General features: G+C 64.6%; 18 protein-coding genes, 1 other RNA gene and 1 pseudogene. 7 read left to right on the plus strand and 13 right to left on the minus strand.

Annotated elements, in window-relative coordinates:
- A pseudogene (locus WJW29_RS18800) lies at positions 1–322 on the minus strand (helix-turn-helix domain-containing protein); the annotation flags it as partial.
- Positions 323–543: 221 nt separating this feature from the next.
- Between WJW29_RS18800 and WJW29_RS18805 the strand changes: the two are divergent.
- On the plus strand, positions 544–2,214 hold the full coding sequence (locus WJW29_RS18805; RefSeq protein ID WP_011259303.1) for a diffusible signal factor-reguated family 28 glycoside hydrolase: 1,671 nt from the start codon (positions 544–546) through the stop codon (positions 2,212–2,214).
- A 216-nt stretch (positions 2,215–2,430) separates the two neighbouring features.
- Here the strand turns inward: WJW29_RS18805 and WJW29_RS18810 are convergent, their stop codons facing one another.
- The 6 genes from WJW29_RS18810 to efp form a co-directional block, all read right to left on the minus strand.
- On the minus strand, positions 2,431–3,120 hold the full coding sequence (locus tag WJW29_RS18810; RefSeq protein WP_011259304.1) for a phytoene synthase: 690 nt from the start codon (positions 3,118–3,120) through the stop codon (positions 2,431–2,433).
- A gap of 28 nt (positions 3,121–3,148) precedes the next feature.
- The gene (locus tag WJW29_RS18815) at positions 3,149–3,853 is read right to left on the minus strand and encodes a phosphoglycolate phosphatase (protein WP_011408736.1); all 705 of its coding nucleotides are present in this window, start codon (positions 3,851–3,853) and stop codon (positions 3,149–3,151) included.
- A gap of 73 nt (positions 3,854–3,926) precedes the next feature.
- Complete coding sequence (gene ubiG / locus WJW29_RS18820; protein ID WP_011259306.1) at positions 3,927–4,646, minus strand: bifunctional 2-polyprenyl-6-hydroxyphenol methylase/3-demethylubiquinol 3-O-methyltransferase UbiG; 720 nt, start codon at positions 4,644–4,646, stop codon at positions 3,927–3,929.
- Positions 4,647–4,676: 30 nt separating this feature from the next.
- The gene (locus WJW29_RS18825) at positions 4,677–6,014 is read right to left on the minus strand and encodes a TRZ/ATZ family hydrolase (RefSeq protein ID WP_027703270.1); all 1,338 of its coding nucleotides are present in this window, start codon (positions 6,012–6,014) and stop codon (positions 4,677–4,679) included.
- Positions 6,015–6,033: 19 nt separating this feature from the next.
- Positions 6,034–6,837, minus strand: coding sequence for a hypothetical protein (locus WJW29_RS18830; RefSeq protein ID WP_041182450.1), 804 nt, complete (start codon positions 6,835–6,837; stop codon positions 6,034–6,036).
- A 191-nt stretch (positions 6,838–7,028) separates the two neighbouring features.
- On the minus strand, positions 7,029–7,595 hold the full coding sequence (efp, locus tag WJW29_RS18835; RefSeq protein ID WP_002802373.1) for an elongation factor P: 567 nt from the start codon (positions 7,593–7,595) through the stop codon (positions 7,029–7,031).
- A 101-nt stretch (positions 7,596–7,696) separates the two neighbouring features.
- On the opposite strand from efp, the gene epmB reads away from it, so the two are divergent.
- Complete coding sequence (gene epmB, locus WJW29_RS18840) at positions 7,697–8,725, plus strand: EF-P beta-lysylation protein EpmB (protein ID WP_075239847.1); 1,029 nt, start codon at positions 7,697–7,699, stop codon at positions 8,723–8,725.
- A 218-nt stretch (positions 8,726–8,943) separates the two neighbouring features.
- Here epmB and WJW29_RS18845 read toward each other — a convergent pair whose 3' ends face one another.
- The 3 genes from WJW29_RS18845 to WJW29_RS18855 are packed head-to-tail and all read right to left on the minus strand — an operon-like array spanning position 8,944 to position 12,803.
- The gene (locus tag WJW29_RS18845; protein WP_011259310.1) at positions 8,944–11,061 is read right to left on the minus strand and encodes an EAL domain-containing protein; all 2,118 of its coding nucleotides are present in this window, start codon (positions 11,059–11,061) and stop codon (positions 8,944–8,946) included.
- A complete protein-coding gene (locus WJW29_RS18850) occupies positions 11,058–11,987 on the minus strand; it encodes a phosphate/phosphite/phosphonate ABC transporter substrate-binding protein (protein ID WP_011259311.1) in 930 nt (309 codons plus the stop codon). The genes WJW29_RS18845 and WJW29_RS18850 overlap by 4 nt, the downstream gene beginning before the upstream one ends.
- Before the next feature lie 51 nt (positions 11,988–12,038).
- Entirely contained in the window at positions 12,039–12,803 is a 765-nt protein-coding gene (locus tag WJW29_RS18855) for an RNA methyltransferase (protein ID WP_011408739.1), read from the minus strand.
- 118 nt (positions 12,804–12,921) lie between these two features.
- Here WJW29_RS18855 and WJW29_RS18860 point away from each other — a divergent pair, with 118 nt between their 5' ends.
- Positions 12,922–13,755 (plus strand): inositol monophosphatase family protein, encoded by an 834-nt coding sequence (locus WJW29_RS18860; RefSeq protein WP_011408740.1) that lies wholly within the window; start codon positions 12,922–12,924, stop codon positions 13,753–13,755.
- Between the two features lie 252 nt (positions 13,756–14,007).
- Here WJW29_RS18860 and WJW29_RS18865 read toward each other — a convergent pair whose 3' ends face one another.
- Positions 14,008–14,619, minus strand: a complete 612-nt coding sequence (locus WJW29_RS18865; RefSeq protein ID WP_011259314.1) for a superoxide dismutase — start codon at positions 14,617–14,619, stop codon at positions 14,008–14,010.
- Positions 14,620–14,873: 254 nt separating this feature from the next.
- On the opposite strand from WJW29_RS18865, the gene WJW29_RS18870 reads away from it, so the two are divergent.
- From WJW29_RS18870 to WJW29_RS18880, 3 genes are all read left to right on the plus strand, one after another.
- The gene (locus WJW29_RS18870; protein ID WP_011259315.1) at positions 14,874–15,314 is read left to right on the plus strand and encodes a ribonuclease domain-containing protein; all 441 of its coding nucleotides are present in this window, start codon (positions 14,874–14,876) and stop codon (positions 15,312–15,314) included.
- Entirely contained in the window at positions 15,311–15,736 is a 426-nt protein-coding gene (locus WJW29_RS18875) for a barstar family protein (RefSeq protein WP_011259316.1), read from the plus strand. The genes WJW29_RS18870 and WJW29_RS18875 overlap by 4 nt, the downstream gene beginning before the upstream one ends.
- Positions 15,737–15,797: 61 nt before the next feature.
- Positions 15,798–15,873, plus strand: a non-coding RNA gene (locus tag WJW29_RS18880) — sX9 sRNA.
- A 311-nt stretch (positions 15,874–16,184) separates the two neighbouring features.
- On the opposite strand, the gene WJW29_RS18885 is transcribed toward WJW29_RS18880, so the two are convergent.
- A complete protein-coding gene (locus WJW29_RS18885; protein ID WP_011259317.1) occupies positions 16,185–18,080 on the minus strand; it encodes an ATP-binding cassette domain-containing protein in 1,896 nt (631 codons plus the stop codon).
- Between the two features lie 89 nt (positions 18,081–18,169).
- Here WJW29_RS18885 and dbpA point away from each other — a divergent pair, with 89 nt between their 5' ends.
- Positions 18,170–19,546 (plus strand): ATP-dependent RNA helicase DbpA, encoded by a 1,377-nt coding sequence (dbpA, locus tag WJW29_RS18890; RefSeq protein WP_011259318.1) that lies wholly within the window; start codon positions 18,170–18,172, stop codon positions 19,544–19,546.
- A 102-nt stretch (positions 19,547–19,648) separates the two neighbouring features.
- Here the strand turns inward: dbpA and WJW29_RS18895 are convergent, their stop codons facing one another.
- Positions 19,649–20,209 carry an adenine phosphoribosyltransferase gene (locus WJW29_RS18895; RefSeq protein WP_011259319.1) on the minus strand — a complete coding sequence of 187 codons (561 nt, stop codon included), beginning with the start codon at positions 20,207–20,209 and terminating at the stop codon, positions 19,649–19,651.
- Between the last annotated feature and the right edge of the window lie 70 nt (positions 20,210–20,279).

Consider the following 20,279-nt stretch of genomic DNA (forward strand, 5'->3'; position numbering starts at 1 on the left):
GATAGATCCATGCGTGACTGGCCAAGCCGGTGCGACCGGCGATCTGTTCGGGACTGACGTCCTCCCTCAGCAGGACCTCGCTCTGGCCGATACGCTCGGCGTCGATGCGTGGACGCCGGCTGGCCTGCGTGCGCCGATGGGCGCTGATGCGCTGCGCGTGATCGGGCTGGTACCGCGCAGCGTGCTGATTGCGGCGCAGCTCACGACTGATCGTGCTGGGCGCACGCGCCAATACATCGGCGATGGCGCGCATCGACATCCCGGTTTCATATAACGCATGTAGGCGGTATCATTCCGATAGGTCAAGGCGGCTGGATGACATGGGCAACTCCACTTGGCGGTGAAATGCTCAGGTCAGGTCGCCTGGACCACGTCACAAACGTTGGTGTTGCGATCCAGAGTTGAAGCCGCCCGATCAACACAGCAACACCGACGCCGCGTGCGTGCGTGCGCGTCGCAGGATCATCGCATCACGCACACGCTGGTATCTCGCTGCCGCTCGCTGATCTGGCACGTCTGCCGCATTCCACCGGACCAACACCCATGCAGTCCCATCGCTTTGTTCCAACCGTCACGCCACTGACCCTCGCCCTGCTCGGTCTGGCTACGTTCCACGCCAGCGCTGCACGACCGCACGGGCAGTACGTACCTGATACCGCGCACAGCATTTCCACAAGCTGGGGGGTGGTCCAGCAGCCCACATTACCGACCCAGGTATGCGCCACGCTCAAGGCCGCGCTGATGCCGGTGGGCGGCTCGCTCGATACGCTTGACCAGAATCCGGCACACTCCAAACGCGACACCGCGCGCTTGCAGGCGGCCATCGACCATTGCCCTGCCGGCAGCGCAGTGCACCTTGTCCCCGGCGATGCCGGCGAATCCGGGTTGCTGACCGGGCCGCTGACCATTAAAAGCGGTGTCACGCTATGGATCGACGGCGGCGTCACCTTGTTCGGCTCGCGCAATCCGCTGGATTACGACAACGGCCTGGGCACCTGCGGCACTGCGACCAGCGACAAGACGAAGTCATGCAAGCCGCTCATCCACGTCGCCGATACCGCAAAAAGCGCGATCGTTGGTGCGGGCAAGATCGATGGACGCGGCGGCAGCACGCTGACTGCCGGGCCAAACGCCGGCACCGCCAGTTGGTGGGATCTGGCCTATCTCAACGTCACTAAAGGCCTGAGCCAACACGTCCCGCGGCTGCTGCAGATCGACGACAGCACTGACTTCACGTTGTACGACATCACTCTGGAAAACTCGGCGAATTTCCATGTGACCACCGATAACGTGGTTGGCCTGACGGCGTGGGGCATCAAAATTCTTGCGCCCAGCCTGGTCTACTCGCGGCCCGGCTACCACTGCCCGGCCGGCAGCACGCCTGATGTCAATCCGCACGCCACCTGCTTCACCCCGAAAACCGCCAAGAATACCGATGGTTTCGATCCGGGCCAGTCGAAGAATGTACTGCTGACGTATTCGTACATCGCTACCGGCGATGACGGTGTTGCGATCAAGGCACATGCCAGTAGCAAGCGCAGCATCGCATCGGAAAACATGCTGTTCACCTACAACCAGTTCTATTACACACATGGTTTTTCATTGGGCAGCGAAACCGACTCGGGCATGCGCCATATCGCCGTGCGCGGGCTGAGCATCGATGGCTTCAATAGCAACGATGTACACGACGACCCGTATTCTTCCAACGGGCTGCGGATCAAATCCGATGGCACGCGCGGCGGCCAGGTCTACGACATCAGTTTTGAAAACATCTGCATGCGCGGTGTGGCAAGGCCGCTGGTGTTCGATGCGAACTACGCCAATGCAGCAGTGCGCAGCAAACTGCCGAGTTTCAGCGGCATCACGCTGACCAATGTGCACTCGCTGGGTTCCAAGGCATTCGGCGGCGGCGAGCTGAGCTTCTACGGCTACCGCGATGCGAAGACCACCTTGCCGATCAGCATTTCGCTGGACAACGTGGTGCTGGAAGGTGGAAAGGTCTCGTTCGCAAAGCCGCATTTCGGCGGGCCTGCGAGCAACCCGGGCACGACGCATTTCACGTTTAAAGGCGGTCCAGTGAGCTTTTTCGATCAGCTGACCGAATCAGCGTCCAACGATGTGCAGCTGCAAGGGAAGCCTGGCCCTGGCGTGCCGTTGCAATGCAACGACGCCTTCATCGCCTACCACTCGGTGCTGCCGGATTCGCCGATCTGAGCACAGCTGATTGAGACACCGCGCTTGCCACACGGCAAGCGCGGATGCCGAGCGCGGTCAGCGTACTTGCTGCGCCTAAAGCGCCTAAAAACACGACTGCGCAGCCGCCAGGCGGGCGCGATCGGCGCTCGGAATCGGCATACGCCATTCATACACTGCGGTTCCGACCGCGCCGTCTACACCCGCTTGACGACCAACACGTTTCGTTAGCCGCGGTTAGTCCGTACCGCTGGCCGCACGCCAGCTATGCCACACCTGCTGCAGCGGCGGCGGATAGGCTGTCCTGCCGCTCAGCGCGCGCTGCAGACGCAGCCGCGCCAGGCGCGACCACACCCGATGCGGTCGCGCCAACGCGACCTTGCGCGGCCAGGCCTGCAGCAACTGTATGCGCCATGCGGCCGTGGCCACGCCGCCCGGCGCGGCGCTATCGCCGGCCACGCGTTGACGTGCATCCAGCCACTGCACCGCTACCGCAGCGCCATCGCCCGGCTGCGTGCGCGCAAACAGCACCGCTTCTACCGCAACCACGGCCTCTGCAAATGCATGCAATGTGCCCAGTGCCTGCTGCAGTGATTGCGGTTGCACGCGGGCGGTCTGCATCGCCGGCAAGGTGTCAGCCAATGCTGCCCACGGCGCACGCACCGGTTCCAGTACGCGGCCCAGCGGATGCCGCGAGCGCTGGTTCGACCAGTCGCGCAGTTCCTGCTGCCACCATGCCAGCTTGGCATCGGCCGGCAACGGGTCGCCGGCGATGTTCATGATGTCTTCCCATTCCTGCAACAGCGCAAACCAGGCGGCTGCCAGCGGGCGTTGCAGTTGCGGGATAAAAGGCTCGGCAACCGACCATTCCGGCCAGCGTGTGCGCCATTTGTCGAGAAAACTATCGAGAGCGCTGGATTGGCTCATGGCGGGTCCAGAAAAAAACGAAGAAAGATCAGGTTTGCGGCCACGTTGCGGGATTCCACAGCGCCTGCGGCTGTTCGACCAGCACGTCGGCCTGCCAGCGCAATGGGTCGTCGTCGTCCAGGCGGTAGCCCCACAACACCGCGACCGACGGCATCGCCGCCGCCCGTGCAGCCAGAATGTCGCGCGCATCGTCGCCGACATACACGCATTGCGCGGGCGCAACGCCGATACGTTCGGCGGCCGCCAGCAGCGGCAATGGATGCGGCTTGCGCTCGGCCAGCGTGTCGCCGCCGATCAGCACCGCGCAGCGCTGTTCCCAGCCCAACTGCGGCAGGATCAGCCGCGCCAGATATTCCGGCTTGTTGGTCACGATGCCCCAGACGCAACCGGCATTCTCCAGTCGCACCATTAGTTCTTCGACACCGTCGAACAGCTGCGACTGCGTGCCGATCACGTCTTCATAGCGCTGCAAGAATTCCGGCACCAGTGCAACGCACGCCTCGGCATCGAGCTCGGCAAAGGCCACACCGAGCATCGCACGCGCACCTTTGGAGACCACTGGACGCAACGAGGCCAACGCAATCGGCGCACGGCCACGCGCGTCCAGCATCGCGTTGACCGTGGCCAGCATATCCGGCGCACTGTCCAGCAAGGTGCCATCCAGATCGAATAGCACCACCCGCGGAAAATCCGCAGCAGCCACATCTGTAGTCAATTGCGTATCGCCCGGCACGCCACCGGGACCATCAAGACCCCAACCAACGGCCGTTGCGAATCCCAAATCCCGACTTTCGAATCCCGGCCCATCACGGCTTCACCGCATACGCCAGATAATTCACCTCGGTCCGCGAGGACAGACGCGCGCGGTTACGCCACGGCTCGTAGAGCATGCCGCTGACGTCTTCAAGCTGCAGTTCGGCATTGCGCAACCACGCCGCAAGCTCGGCCGGCTTGATGAAATCCTTGTAATGATGCGTGCCCCTGGGCAGCAGGCGCGCGATGTATTCGGCACCGACCACGGCCAGCGCGAACGCAGCCGGGGTGCGATTGAGCGTGGACAGGAACAGCTTGCCGCCCGGCTTGAGCAGGCGGGCGCAGGCGCGGATGATCGCGGTCGGATCCGGCACGTGCTCGAGCATTTCCATGCAGGTCACCGCATCGAAACTGCCCGTCTGCTCGGCGGCCAGATCTTCCACAGATTGCACGCGATAGTCGACCTGCACGCTGGATTCCAGGCCGTGCAGACGCGCCACCTTGACCAGCTCCGGTGCCAGATCGATCGCAGTGACCTGCGCGCCCAGGCGCGCCATCGATTCGCTGAGCAGCCCGCCGCCGCAGCCGACGTCGAGTACGCGCGCACCGGCAAGATCTAGCCGCGCGGACACATAGTCCAGACGCACCGGATTGAGCGCGTGCAACGGCTTTTGCGGGCCGTCGGCATCCCACCAGCGGTTGGCCAGCGCAGCGAATTTATCCAGCTCGCTCTGGTGGAAATTGCCGGATGCAGGTTGCGTATTCGAATTCATGCGGGGGCTCCGTGATGCGATGACGCGCGCTCAGGCGCGGACGGTGCGGATGCGTTCGCGCCACTGCCGCGCATTGGCGACCAGGGCGGCGGTATCCATATCGATGAGCTCACGCTGCACCAGTTTGGGCTTGCCGGCGATCCACACATCGGTGACCTGATGGCGGCCGGCCGAGTAGATCAACTGCGACAACACATGATGCAGTGGCTGGATTTCCAATGCGGCCAGATCCACGCAGATCAGGTCGGCCTGCTTGCCAATCTCGATCGAGCCGATGGTGTCACCGAAGCCCAATGCACGCGCGCCGCCCAGGGTGGCCGCGCGCAAGGTGGTTGCCGCGTCCAGCGCGGTCGCATCGTTGGCCACGGCCTTGGCCAGAATCGCGGCAGTGCGGTTCTCGCTGAACATGTCCAGGTCGTTGTTGCTGGCGCAGCCATCGGTGCCGATCGCCAGATTCACGCCGGCACGCTGCAGCGCGCACGCCGGGCAGAAACCCGAGGCAAGCTTGAGATTGGATTCGGGGCAATGCACCACGCTGATGCCGCGCTCGGCGCACAGATGGATTTCCGCATCGGTGAGCTGGGTCATGTGCACTGCGATCAGACGGTCGTTAACCAGGCCCAGACGATCCAGTCGCGCCAGCGGGCGCTGGCCGTATTGCTTGATCGAATCGGCCACTTCCTGCGCAGTTTCGTGCGTATGCAGGTGCACCGGGATGTCGAGCTGGTCGGCCAGCATGCGCACGCGTTCGAAGTTGGCATCGTTCACGGTATACGGCGCATGCGGCGCGAACGCGGTGCTGATCAACGGATCGTCGCGCCACTGGTCATGCAACTCTCCGGCGCGCGCGAAGTAGTCGTCGTCCGACGATGCCCACGCGGTCGGGAAGTCGATGATGACCGCACCTACCAGCGCACGGAAACCGTGCTGCTTGTACACCGCGGCCTGCACATCGGCGAAGAAGTAGTTTTCGTTAACGCAGGTGGTGCCGCCACGCAGCATTTCGGCGATCGCCAGCGTGGTGCCATCAGCCACGAATTCCGGCCCGATCACCGCCGCTTCCACCGGCCAGATGTGCTGCTGCAACCACACCATCAGCGGCAGGTCGTCGGCAATGCCGCGCAGCAACGTCATCGGGTTATGCGTATGCGCATTGACCAAACCCGGCATCAATGCAGCCTCCGGGCGCGACGCGGTCTGCTTCGGCGCAAAACGCGCGCGTGCGTCGACGGTCGGGAGGATCGCCACGATCGCTCCATTGCTGACCGCAACGGCGTGGTCTTCCAGCACCACCGCGTGCGGCTCGATCGGCACCACATAGCCGGCCTCGATCAGCAGGTCGCAGGGTTCGGGCGGGGCGTTGGTCATGAGGGGATCCATTGAAAAGTTAGTTGCCGAACGGCCAGGAGTCGTCGGAGCGTGACACAGGCACATACCGCGTGCCGTCGTAGCGCAGCACCTGACGTCGGCGGCGCGTGCGTTCGGTGTCGACCGCATCCTTGACGGTGGTGGAGGTCACCAAGTTGGCAGTCAGCGCGATGTCGGCGTAGCCGGCATGGATGGGCGTGTCCATCGACAGTGTGAGCGTGCCGCGCTCGGTCACCACACCTGTCGCGCCCCAGTTGCAAGGCTCGCCTTTCACCCGCTGCCAGACAGTCAGATTCCGCTGCAGCACCGGGCGCAACCGACGCCCTTCGCGCACCAGCAAGGTCAGTGCGTCGTTGCTGTCGAAATCCGGGCAACTAGGGCCGCGCGCAACGCTATGCACCACAACGCCAATTGCGCGTACGCCCTGCGCCAGGTCATAGCGCGCGGTATCCAGGCGCAGACTGTCGGCAGCAAGTTCGAAGCCGGCATCCTCACCCATGTCCTGCGCATACAACGCCACGACCTTATGAGTGCCGGCATCGAGCATGGCAACGCGCAATTCAAGGTTGCGCTCGCCAGCCTCGGTGGTGGCATCGGCAGCAAATGCAACCGCTGCCAGCCGTATCGCTGGATCGTACGGCCACGGCTTGCAGGTCTGTGCCACGACACGCGCGACCGGCACCGCCTCGGCGGTGCCGCCCGCTCCGCCGGAAGTCGCAACCGCTGCAACCGCCGCCACGCTCTGCGCATCACAGGCAGCAGTGGCAGCGGTTTGCGCAAACACCTGGCACGCCGCAAGCGTGCCGCTCAGCCCAGCCAGCAACGCGAAGCGAGCAGCCGTCAGGTGCGTACGAATGGCGCACGGGACCGGCGGTGCAGGCGTGGCACACGCAGATTCCAAACACCGGCCGCCCAAGCCTGGCAGCGGCGCAGTCGTTCTGTCATCTGCTCCTCCCGCCATGACACTGGCACTGCGTACTGCTCGGCCGGACCGGCGTCCCAGGCGCATCTTAATTACTTGACGCGCGCCGAGTATTCGCCCGAACGGGTGTCGACCTTGATGATTTCGTCCTGGTTGACGAACAGCGGCACGCGCACCACTGCGCCGGTTTCCAGCGTGGCCGGCTTGCCGCCACCACCGGAGGTATCGCCGCGCACGCCCGGGTCGGTCTCGGTGATCTTGAGTTCGACGAAATTCGGCGGCTGCACCCAGATCGGCGCACCGTTCCACAACGTCACGATGCAGTCTTCCTCGCCCTTCAGCCACTTGTCGGCGCCGCCCATGCCGGCCTTGTCGGTCTGCACCTGCTCGAAGGTTTCCGGGTCCATGAAGTGCCAGTACTCGCCATCGCTGTACAGGTAGCGCATGTCGGTATCGACGACATCGGCCACTTCCACGTCGTCGGTCGCCTTCATGGTCATTTCGACCACGCGCCCGGACTTGATGAAGCGGTACTTCATGCGGGTGAAGGCCTGGCCCTTGCCCGGCTTGACGTATTCGGTCTCGGTGATGACCGCCGGCTCGTTGTTGACCAGGATCTTCATGCCGTTCTTGACGTCGTTCATGCCAACAGTGGCCATGGTGCAGCTCCTCGATAAGACCACGACCCGCCATGCGGTGGCAGGTCGGATTAGAATGGGGCGCCCGCCGCAACCGGCGGGCATTGGTTTTGTGACCTCACATGATAACCGCAGCCCCCCGCGCCTTACAGCCATCCCCGCCCCCTGCCCTGCAGCCATCGCGCTGGCAGCAGCAGTGGCGCGACGCCGTGCGCGACCCACGCGTGCTGCTGGAGCTGTTGGGCCTGGATGCGCAGGCGGCGGCGATCAGCGACGCTGCCGCTGCGCAGTTTCCGCTGCGGGTGCCGCGCGCGTTTGTGGCGCGGATGCGCCACGGCGACCTCCACGACCCGCTGCTGCGCCAGGTGCTGCCGCTGGATGCGGAAATGCAGCCCGTGCCGGGCTTCGGCCTGGACGCGGTGGGCGATGCCGCCGCCAAGACTGCCGCCGGTGTGATCCAGAAGTACCGCGGCCGCGCCCTGCTGATCGCCACCGGCAGCTGCGCCGTGCATTGCCGCTACTGCTTCCGCCGCCACTTCCCGTATGCCGAAGAGACCGCTGCGCGCGATGGCTGGCGTGAGGCGGTGGCCGCGATCGCCGCCGCCCCCGGCATCGACGAAGTGCTGCTCTCCGGCGGCGACCCGCTCTCGCTGGCCACGCCCAAGCTGGCCGAACTTACCGACGCACTGGCAGCGATCCCGCACCTCAAACGCCTGCGCATCCACAGCCGCCTGCCGATCGTATTGCCCGAGCGCGTGGACGCACCACTGCTGGCCTGGCTGCGCAGCCTGCCGTGGCCAGCGGCGTTCGTGCTGCATGCCAACCACGCCAATGAATTCGACTCCGCAGTGGACATGGCCATGCACGCGCTGCGCGACACCGGCGCGCAACTCCTCAACCAGGCTGTGCTGCTGGGCGGGGTCAACGACAGCGTGGACGCGCTGGCGGCATTGAGCGAGCGCAGCTTCGCTGCCGGCGTACTGCCCTATTACCTGCATCAGCTCGACCGCGTCGCTGGCGTGGCGCATTTCGAAGTGGACGATGCCCGCGCACGCGCGCTGCATACCGAACTGGCCACGCGCCTGTCCGGCTATCTGGTGCCGCGCCTGGTGCGCGAAATTCCCGGCGATACCGGCAAACGGCCGCTGTAACCGCCCTGACCTCAGCGTAATCCGTCGCAGGAGCGCGCCCGGGCGCGATGAAGCTTTACCGGTAACGCCCAATCGCGCCCAGGAGCGCTCCTACGCTGTTACCCGGCACTGCGCGAAGTCCCCGATGATGACCCAGACACGCTCTTTGCAGGAGCGCACCCGGGCGCGTGGAGCCTTACCAATAACGCACGTTGCGCTCAGACGCGCTCCGACGGCACTCAGCCTGCTGCGATCAGCTTGACCATATCGGCCGGGCTCAATGGCCGGCTGAACCAGTAACCCTGACCCAGATCGCAGCCGCGCTCGCGTAGCAGATTGAATTGCGCTTCCTGCTCGATGCCTTCGGCAACGACGGTAATTCCCAGCGAATGCGCCATGTTGATGATCGCAGTGGTCAGGGCCAAATCGTCCGGGTCGCGCTGCAGGTCGGCGATGAAACTCTTGTCGATCTTGACCCCGTCCACCGGCACCTGGCGCAAATGGCTCAGGCCGGAGAAGCCGGTGCCGAAGTCGTCCAGCCACACCTTCACGCCGGTGCGGTGCAGTTGATCAAGCAAGCGGGCGGCCATCATTTCGTCGCCGATCACCGCGGTCTCGGTGAGTTCCAGATGCAGGCGCGCGGCCGGCAATCCCGACTCGGCCAGGCATTGGGCCACGGTGTCGATCAAATCGCCACTGCGCAACTGCCGCGGGGACACATTGACTGACACAAACAGGCCTTCGCCCACCAACGGCCATTGCGCCGCCTCCAGGCATGCTGCGCGCAGCACCTTGGGGCCGATCACTTCGATCAGGCCGCTCTGCTCGGCAATATCGATAAACGTAGACGGTGCAATCGTCCCGAGTGTCGGATGCTGCCAGCGCAACAGCACTTCCACGCCCACCAGCACGCGGTCGCTTGTGCGATAGATCGGCTGATAGACCAGCAGCAGCTCGTCGCGTTCCCAGGCCCCGCGCAACTCGTGCTCCATGCGCACGCGGCGCTCGACGGCATGATCGGCAGCGCGGCTGTAGAAGCGATGGCAATTCTTTCCGGCTACCTTGGCCTGGTACATCGCGATGTCGCCATTCTTCAGCAGCGCGGTGGCATCGCGGGCATCGTCCGGGAACAGCGTGATGCCGATCGAAGTGCCCAGGAACACCTCGCGGCCCTGCACGTTCAACGGCCGGCTCAGCTCATGCACCAGGCGCTCGGCCAACTGCGCGGCCAGCAAGCTGACGTCGCCGCTCTGCAACAGCATCACGAACTCATCGCCACCGAAACGCGCCAGAATCGCATCGTCGTCGCCCAACGCAGCCACCGCGCGGCTGATGCGGCTGGCGAACTGCAGCAAGGCTTCGTCGCCGGCTTCGTGGCCGAGCGTGTCGTTGACGCGTTTGAAGTCGTCGATATCGGCGAACAGCAGTGCCAGCTTGCTGCCGGTGCTGCGGGCGGTGTTGAGCAGATGATCCAGCCCTTCGCGGAAGCCCAGGCGGTTGGTCAGCCCGGTCAGTGCGTCGGTGTAGGCCATGTGCCGCACTTCGCGGTCGTGGCGGGCGATGCTTTCGCTCATACGCCCGAACGCGGAAATCAGCTCGCCGATCTCGTCGTTACGCGGGTGCGGCGGCAGCTGTACTGCGTAATCACCACGTTCGATCTGCTTGGCCGCAGCCGCCAGCAGCCGCACCGGCGCCACCAGCGTGCGCTGCACATAAATGGCCAGCAAGACACCCAGCCCCACCAGCGCGGCCAGCAGCACCAGCAGCCAGCCCAGATCGCGCTTGCCGATGGCGTTGAGGTTTTGCACCAACGTCAGATTGGCGCCGGACTCGATCTTGCGCACCCGCTCGCGCGACATGCCCACCCGCACGCCGCCGATGCGCTGGTCGCCGATCTTGATCGGCACCGTGACATCCAGCACCTCCGGCGAGTACTGCAACACCATTTTCTGCGCCGCCAGCGCCTTGGCCGCGAGCGGATCGGTCATGGCCTGCCCGTAGCGCTGCAAGGTCGGCGTGCCGTCGTGCACCAGCCGGCCATGGCGGTCGAATACCAGCACATAGCTCACCACCTGCTGGCGCATGGCATTGCGCACCAGCGCGCCCACCGCGCCCAGGTCCGAGTAATACACGGGATTGGCCAGCCCGGAGGCCAGTTCGGTCGCCAGCGTTTCGCCGCGCGTGCGCAGGCTACGGTCGAATAGCTCATGCAGGATCTGCGCACTCAACCCGCGCACCTCGCGCTGCATGGCGCTTTGTCGCTGCAACAGCGAGGCCAGAATCGTCCCGACCAGTAACAGCGTCAGCGCCATCACCAACAGAAAGCGTGCCTGCAAGCCAAAGCGCAGCTGAGTCATTCCACCTGTTCCCTGACGCGTTGCACGCCGGCACTCAGCTCCTGAAGACGGCGGCGGCTGGTGGGATCCAGCGGTCGGAACCCGGTGGTGTCGAAGAAACGTTTCAATGCAGGCGCCGCCCTGGGATCGGAGGCAGCCTGCAGCAACACCACACGCAGGCGCTGCTCCACCGCCGGGTCCATGCCCGCGCGCACCATTTCCACCGCGCGCGGCACCGGCGCCGTGCGGTGCACGATGCGGAAGTCGCGCTTGAACACCACTGGCATGTGGCGTTCGTCGTCCCAATCCACATTACTGAGTGCGCCCACGTCGATCAGGCGTTTGTGCACGAACGCGGCAACGTTCAATTTGGAACCGACCATCAAATAGCCGGCCGATCCGCGCGCCGGGGCGTCGTCCGCCGACAGCAGCACATCGCACGCAATGCCGTTGCGCAGCAGTTCGAGCATCGGCAGCAGATAGCCGCTGGTGGACGAGGCGTTCTGCAATGCCAGGGTGTGGCCACGCAACTGCGCGAGCGACTGGATCGGGCTGTCGCGACGCACGAAGAAGAGCGTGTGGAAGTCGCGCAGACCGCCACGCTCGGTCATCACCAAGGGATGCGCGCCGCCGCTCTGCTCCAGCAGCATCGCCGCACCGGTGGTTTCGCTGACCCAATCGACCCGGCCGCGCCGCAGATAGCTGGACATCTGGCGCGCGTCCGGCGCCATCAGGATCTCGCCACGACGGATTCCCACTTCGCGCATGCGCGGCACCACGTAATCCAGCAGGGGCTTGAGCTGCTCGTAATGGGTGGCTGGATCATCGCTGATCCGTCCAAGCACCAGGACCGAGGAATGCGCTGCCGAAACCGTCGCAGCCAAGCCTGCCCCGGCGATCAGCCAGCAGGCAATCAGACACCATCGTAGACCGCGCAAAACGAACACTCCACTAGAGCCGCGGACAGCCTAGCCGAATCTTCGAAGATGTGACAGACGTCAGTTTTCGGCCTGCCTGGCAAGCATGGCCATGCGCTGCGCATCGGACAGGATGCCGCGGATCAGCCGCACCTCCTGCTCGGTCATCTCAGCGCGCAGCAACAAGCGGCGCAACTTGCGCATCGCCGACTCCGGCGCACGGCCCTTGTGGAAGTCGATCTCGTCCAGCGTGTCGCCCAACTGACCGAACATGCCTTCCAACTGCGCGTGGCTGGCCGGCCCGTCGCGCAAGCCGGTAGCGGCGGCCGGCGCCGGTTCGGCCTCGCCTGCCGCCAACTGCGCCAGCCGCACCTCATACGCCAGCACCTGCACGGCTGCGGCCAGATTGAGCGAACTGAACTGCGGGTCCGACGGTATATGCACTGCGGCATGGCACAGCTGCAGCTCGTCGTTGGTTAGACCGGTGCGCTCACGGCCGAACACGAAGGCCACCTCGGCTGGCTCGCTCGCCTTGGCCAGGGCGCGCTGTGCGCCCTCGTCGGGCAGCAGTTCCTCCAGCGCCACCCGGCGCGCGCGCGCGGTGCAGCCAATCACCAGGGTGCAGTCGGCCACCGCTTCGCCCAATGTCGCGAAGATCGGCGCTTCGCTCAGCACGTCTTCGGCACCAGCCGAACGCCGGTAGGCGTCTTCATCGAGTGCTCGCTCCGGCGCCACCAGCACCAGGCGCGAGACCCCCATGGTCTTCATCGCACGCGCGGCGGCGCCAATGTTGCCAGGATGCTGGGTACCGACAAGAACAAAACGGATGCACTGACTGACGGACATGAACGGAGATTGGAGAGCTGTTTGGCCGTAGATGGTAAACTGCGCGGCCGGCTTTCGCGCCGGAGCGCTCTTTATAACTTCGCCATTGTCCGATTCTGCCTTCACGGGAGCTTTAACCATGCAGAAACCCGCCGTCACCGTCATGGTCAAAGCCGCCCGCCTCGCCGGCAATGTGCTGTTGCGCGGTATCAACAAGCTCGATGCGCTCAACGTGGTGCAGAAAGGCCGCATGGACTATGCCAGCGAAGTCGATGCCGACGCCGAGAAGGTCATCATCAAGGAACTCAAGCGCGGCTATCCCGAATACGCCGTATTTGGCGAAGAAGGCGGCGTGCAGGGCGGCAAGAGTGGCCGCTACACCTGGGTGATCGATCCGCTGGACGGCACCAGCAACTATCTGCGCGGCTTTCCGCACTACTGCGTTTCCATCGCACTGGTGGAAAACGGCGAACCTATCGATGCGGTGATTTTCGATCCGCTGCGCAATGAGCTGTTCACTGCCAGCCGTGGTGTCGGCGCGGTGCTCAACGACCGCCGCATCCGCATTGCCGAGCGCAAGGACCTGGAAGGCGCGATGGTCCACACCGGCTTCCCGCCGCGCGAACGTGCGCGCGCCAGTGCGCAGCTCAAGTGCGTGGATGCGCTGCTGGTGCAGGCCGAAGACGTGCGTCGCACCGGCTCGGCGGCGCTGGACCTGGCCTATGTGGCCTGCGGGCGCGCCGACGCCTATTTCGAAGCAGGCGTCAAAGCCTGGGACATCGCTGCCGGCGTTTTGCTGGTGCGCGAGGCCGGTGGCCGCGTTTGCGACTACAAGGGCGCCACTCCGCCGCGCATGGACAACATGGGCCCGCAGACGCAGCAGATCGTGGCCGGCAACATCAAGATCAGCGACGCGCTGCAGAAGGTCATCGTCAATACCGGCTATGCGCGCGAGTTCGACGCCACGTTCTGAGTGCCGCGCCTGACGGCGGAATGCGCGACGCATGTCGCTGCAGCAGGACCACACAGACAAAGGGCCGGGATCAAACCCGGCCTTTTGCGTTGCATAACGCTCAGGAAAGGCCCTCTTCGTCGCGCGCGCCATCGGCGCGACCGACACGTCACATCGTGCGCTATCGCATCGCCGTGAAGAAGATCAGATCGCAGCAACAAAGAAGGCCGGGATCGCTCCCGGCCTTCTTGCGTTACCGCACTGACTCAGAACTCAGGCGATCGCAGCGTGGTAGCGGCGCTCGACTTCTTCCCAGTTGACGGCGTTGTAGAACGCGCCGATGTATTCCGGGCGGCGGTTCTGATACTTCAGATAATACGCGTGTTCCCACACGTCCAGGCCCAGGATCGGGGTATTGCCTTCGAACAGCGGGCTGTCCTGGTTGGCGGTGCTTTCCACCACCAGCTTCTTGTCCGGGGTCACGCTCAACCATGCCCAACCCGAGCCGAAACGGCTGACGGCGGCCTTGGTGAACGCTTCCTTGAACTTCTCGAACCCACCGATGTCCTTGTCGATCGCCTTGGCGACCTCGCCCTTGGGCTCGCCGCCGCCGTTGGGCGACAACACGGTCCAGAACAGCGAATGGTTGGCGTGGCCGCCACCGTTGTTGCGCACCGGGCCCTGCAGGTTTTCCGGCAGGCTCTTCAGCTTGGAGACCAGCTCTTCGATCGGCAGATCGGCGTACTCAGTCCCTTCCAGCGCCGCATTGACGTTGTTGATGTAGGTCTGATGATGCTTGGTGTGATGGATTTCCATCGTCTGCGCATCGATGTTCGGTTCCAGCGCGTCGTAGGCGTAGGGCAACTGCGGAAGGGTGTAAGCCATGCGTATCTCCTGGACTTGCCGCCCGGCGAAGACCGGGCGTTGCGTGGTAGATGGTAAGGACGGCGGCAGCGCTTACCAAGGGTGCTGGCAGGGAAACTTCATCCCATCTCATGCCGCGCGTCGTTGGCTGCACACCTTGCACCATGTCCCGGTTACTTGGGCGTGAACCGCGCTGGCGCTTGGCCACGTTCAAAGTCGACACAGTCACGCATCGGCATACTTGCTCTGCCGTAGCCATTCTTCGGACCGTCTTCATGCGTAAGCCCGCGTTGCTCATTGTCGCCATCGCGCTGCTCGTCGCCGGGCTGTGGGGCATGCGCGCAATGCAGACGCCCAAGCCGCAGTTCGCGCCGCAACTCAACGCACCGAGCACCGCGACCGCACCGACGCGCGAGGTGCCGCGTCTGCCCGCCTTTCTGCCGACCGAGGCGATGGCCGCGATCGTGCTGATCCAGCACGGCGGGCCGTTCCCGCATCCACAGGACGGCGGCGTGTTCGGCAACCGCGAGCATCGCCTGCCCGAGCGCCCGCGTGGTTATTACCGCGAATACACCGTGGATACGCCCGGCAGTCCGGATCGCGGCGCACGCCGCATCGTCACCGGCGGTACCCCGCCCGAGGCGTGGTACTACAGCGACGATCATTACCAAAGCTTCAAAGCCTTCAATGGCGCCACCCCGGATCAGGCACCATGAGCGCAGGCGACTTCGCACTGGATCTGTCCGATCCGCAGCAATCAGGCGTCTATCAGGCCGAGACCGACGATCTGGACACGATGGCGGCACTGGCACGCGATGCCGGCTTGCGCATCCTGCGCGTGGATCTGGCAACCTGCAGCGACAAACGCATGTTGCTGATGCGCCTGGCCACGCAACTGGATTTTCCGGCCAGCTTCGGCCGCAACTGGGACGCGCTCAGCGATGCCTTGCGCGACCTGGCATGGCTGCCGTCATCGCAAGGCTATGCACTGCTCATCGATGGCGCGCAGGCGCTGGCAGGCACCGCATCCAACGACCGCGACACCTTGCTGGACATCCTCGATGAAGTCGCCAACGCCTGGGCAGCACGCGGGCTGACCTTTGCGGCGTTCGTTGCGCCAGCCAGCGCCTGCGATTAAGAGCAGCTCATAAGGCTGCCGCGCAGCCCCCTGGCAGGTGCCGCCGGCGCTCGGAATCGGCATGTCCCACGCGTCCACTGCGGTCCTTCCGCGCCGTCCGCACCCAACTGACGACAGCGCGCGACGTTCTGTTAGCCGTTGCGAGGCCGGCTGACGGCACAACTGCACAGCAGTTCTGCAAGGCGCGTCCGGTCACGGTGCAGCATGCCTTGCCGCCACGATGGCGTGAGGCACGCCTTGCGCGCCGGCCTGATAAGCGTGGGCAAAATTTCGTAGGCACTGTGCGCTTGCAGTGCGATCGGCGATGGAATCGACAAACAACGGATCGCTGCCGACGGATCGCTGCGCACGCACGTCCGTATGCATCCATCCGCCATGGCTCGCAATCATCACCTTGCTTACAGCGAACAATACGGGACCAGCACGCATCACGCGTGCCGGCCAACTCTCAACTATCCAGCTCGCTCCAGCGCGCGTACGCCGCATCCAGTTGCTTCTGCGCATCGCCCAACGCTGCGGTGTGGGCCGCCATCGCCGCACTGTCGCGCTGATAGAAGGCAGGCTCGTTCATCGCCGCGGTGAGCGCGGCAACCTGCTGCTCCAGTGTCTCGATCAAGGCCGGCAACTGCTCCAGCTCGCGTGCATCCTTGTAGCTGAGCTTGCGCTTGGGCGCGGTGTCCGTCGACGCTGCTGCAGCCGCCACGGGGGCGGTCGCCACCGCAGTAGCCGAGGCCTTGGCAACCGCCATCGCATTGCCCACCGGCGTGCGGCGTTGGCGCAGCGAATCGCTGTAGCCGCCGATGTAATCGCCGATCAGGCCATCGCCTTCCATCACCAGCGTGGAGGTCACCACGTTGTCGAGAAAGTCGCGGTCGTGGCTGACCAGCAGCAAGGTGCCGGTGTACTCGCCCAGCAGTTCTTCCAGCAGCTCCAGCGTTTCCACGTCCAGATCGTTGGTCGGTTCGTCCATCACCAACAGGTTGGACGGCTGCGCGAACAGGCGCGCCAGCAACAGGCGATTGCGCTCGCCACCGGAAAGGCGCGTGATCGGGGCACGTGCGCGCTCGGGCGTGAACAGGAAATCTTGCAAATAGGCATGCACATGCTTGCGCTTGCCGTTGATCTCCAGAAAATCGCGGCCTTCGGCCACGTTTTCGATCGCGCTCCAATCTTCCCGCAGGGTGGAACGGTATTGGTCGAAATACGCAATCTGCAGATTGGTGCCGATGCGAATTTCGCCCTGCTGCGGCTGCAGATCGCCCAGCAACAGCTTGAGCAAGGTGGTCTTGCCACTGCCGTTGGGGCCGATCAACCCGATGCGGTCGCCACGCTGGATGGTGGTGGAAAAATCCTTGACCATCGTGCGCGCACCGAAGGCGAAACCGACTTCCTTGGCCTCGATCACCTTCTTGCCGGACGACTCGCCCTGCGAGACTTCCATGCGCACATTGCCGGTGAGATCGCGGCGCTGCACGCGCTCGTTGCGCATCGATTCCAGGCGCCGCACGCGGCCTTCGTCGCGAGTGCGACGTGCCTTGATACCCTGTCGGATCCAGATTTCTTCCTGCGCCAGCAATTTGTCGAAGCGCGCATTTTCCTGCGCCTGCGCATTGAGCCGTTCTTCGCGGCGGCGCTCGTAGTTGGCCCAGTCGCCCGGCCAGCTGGTGACCTGGCCGCGATCGATTTCCACGATGCGGGTGGCCAACGCGCGCAGGAAGCGGCGGTCATGGGTCACGAACAACACGCTGCCGCTCCAGCCCTTCAGGAAGGTTTCCAGCCAATCGATGGCTTCAATATCCAGATGGTTGGTCGGTTCGTCCAGCAGCAGCACATCGGGCGAGGACACCAGCGAACGCGCCAACAGCACGCGTCGCTTCATACCGCCGGACAGCCGCGCAAACTCCGCATCGCCGTCCAGTTCCAGCTTGGTCAACGTCTCGGTCACGCGCTGGTCCAGCGCCCAACCGTCGGCCGCATCGATCTTGGCCTGCACCTTGCCGAACGCATCGCCGTCGAACACCTCGGCGTGGCTGAGCTGATGGAATTCGGCCAGCCAATGGCCCAATTCGCCCAAGCCATCGGCCACCACGTCGAATACGCTGCCGCCGGTGCCCTGCGGCACCTCCTGCTCCAGCCGCGCGATGCGCACGCCCTGTTGCACGCGCACTTCGCCATCGTCGGGCTTGAGCTCGCCGGCGATCAATTTCATCAAGGTCGATTTGCCGGCGCCGTTGCGGCCGATCAAGGCGATACGCTCGCACGGCTCGATCGTGAGGTCGGTTTTTTCCAGCAACAAGGGGCCGCCGACGCTGTAGTCGACACTTTGCAGAGTGATTAAAGGCATGCCGCAATTGTACGGGATTGGGGATTGGCAAGAGCACAGGCTGTTGCAGTGACGAATCCCGAATTCCGAATCCCGGGCTAAAATGCGCCATGAACGAATTCTCCGCGCTGCCGCTGTCGCCGGCCCTGGCCCCCGGCATCGACGCCCTGGGCTACACCGTCCTGACTCCCGTCCAGGCGCAGAGCCTGCCGCCGATCCTGCGGGGGCTCGATGTCATCGCGCAGGCGCCGACCGGCAGCGGCAAGACTGCCGCGTTCGGGCTTGGCCTGCTGCAAAAGCTCGACCCCGCACTGACCCGCGCGCAAGCGCTGGTGCTCTGCCCCACCCGCGAGCTGGCCGATCAGGTCGGCAAGCAACTGCGCAAACTCGCCACTGGCATCCCCAACATGAAATTGGTGGTACTCACCGGCGGCATGCCGCTGGGCCCACAGCTGGCCTCGCTGGAAGCGCACGACCCGCACGTGGTGGTCGGTACGCCCGGGCGCATCCAGGAGCTGGCGCGCAAACGCGCCCTGCATCTGGGCGGCGTGCGCACCCTGGTGCTGGACGAGGCCGACCGCATGCTCGACATGGGCTTCGAAGAACCCATCCGCGAGATTGCCAGCCGCTGCGACAAACACCGCCAGAGCCTGCTGTTTTCGGCCACGTTCCCCGACATCATCCGCACCCTGGCGCGCGAGATCCTGAAAGACCCGATTGAAATCACCGTCGAAGGCGCCGACAACGCGCCGGAAATCGATCAGCAGTTCTTCGAGGTCGATCCCACCTATCGGCAGAAAGCGGTAGCCGGCTTGCTGCTGCGCTTCACCCCCGAATCCAGCGTGGTGTTCTGCAATACCCGCAAGGAAGTGGATGAAGTGGCCGGCTCGCTGCAGGAGTTCGGCTTCTCCGCGCTAGCCCTGCACGGCGACATGGAGCAGCGCGACCGCGATGAGGTGCTGGTGCGTTTCGTCAACCGCAGCTGCAACGTGTTGGTGGCCAGCGACGTGGCAGCACGCGGATTGGACGTGGAAGACCTCTCGGCCGTGGTCAATTACGAGCTGCCCACCGATACCGAAACCTACCGCCATCGCATCGGCCGCACCGCGCGTGCAGGCAAGCACGGGCTGGCATTAAGCCTGGTCGCCCCGCGTGAAACCGCGCGCGCCCAAGCGCTGGAAGCCGAACAAGGCCAGCCCTTGAAGTGGTCGCGTGCACCACTGGCCACCGCACGCCCCGCGCAGCTGCCGCAGGCGGCAATGACCACCTTGCGCATCGACGGCGGCAAGACCGACAAGCTGCGTGCCGGCGACATCCTCGGTGCATTGACCGGCGAAGCCGGACTCTCGGGCGCGGCGATCGGCAAGATCGCCATCTACCCCACCCGCTCCTACGTCGCCATCGCGCGCGCGCAGGTCGCCAAGGCGCTGGCACATCTGCACGCCGGCAAGATCAAGGGGCGCCGGTTCCGGGTCAGCAAGCTCTGAATACGACGCGGCCGGCGTCATGCCGGCCGCGTGTTTTCTCAGTCACGGCAAACCTGGATGCGCACACTTCCATGCAGCCAGGGTCGCCGCAGAACACGCGAATCAAAAAGAAAGCGTCGCCAGTAGCGGCACGTCATCGGCCCATTTCTGGCGACCCTGTAGCGCCAGCAACTCGACCAGCACCGCCGCGCCGACGATCTCCAGCTCAAGTTGCGCAGCCAGACCCAGCGCCGCACGCAACGTACCGCCGGTGGCCAGTACGTCGTCAACGATCAATACGCGCGCGCCGCGCGGCAACGCGCCTTCGTGCATTTCGATGCGATCGGTGCCGTATTCCAGTGCATATTCCCGGATCAGCGTGCGCCCAGGCAGCTTGCCCGGCTTGCGCACCGGCACGAAACCAGTGCGCAGTTCGCGCGCCAATGCCGCACCCAGAATGAAACCAAGCGCCTCGATGCCGAGCACGGCGTCCAGCGGCGTGGTCCGCCACGGCTGCGCCATTTCGTCGAGCGCCGAGGCGAAATCCGGGCCATCCGACAGCAGCGGCGTGATGTCCTTGAAGACGATGCCAGGCTTGGGGAAATCGACGATGTCGCGGATTCGCTCCGACCAATGGTTGGGCCCGGAAGCGTTGGTGCCGGCGCAGCGGCTGCAGTCAGTCATGATGGTAGTTGCGGCGTCGTGGCCAGTGGGGATACCCCTATTCTAGGCTGCGCGCGCCGTTGATGCCGGC

Source organism: Xanthomonas sp. JL1 (assembly GCF_038405005.1).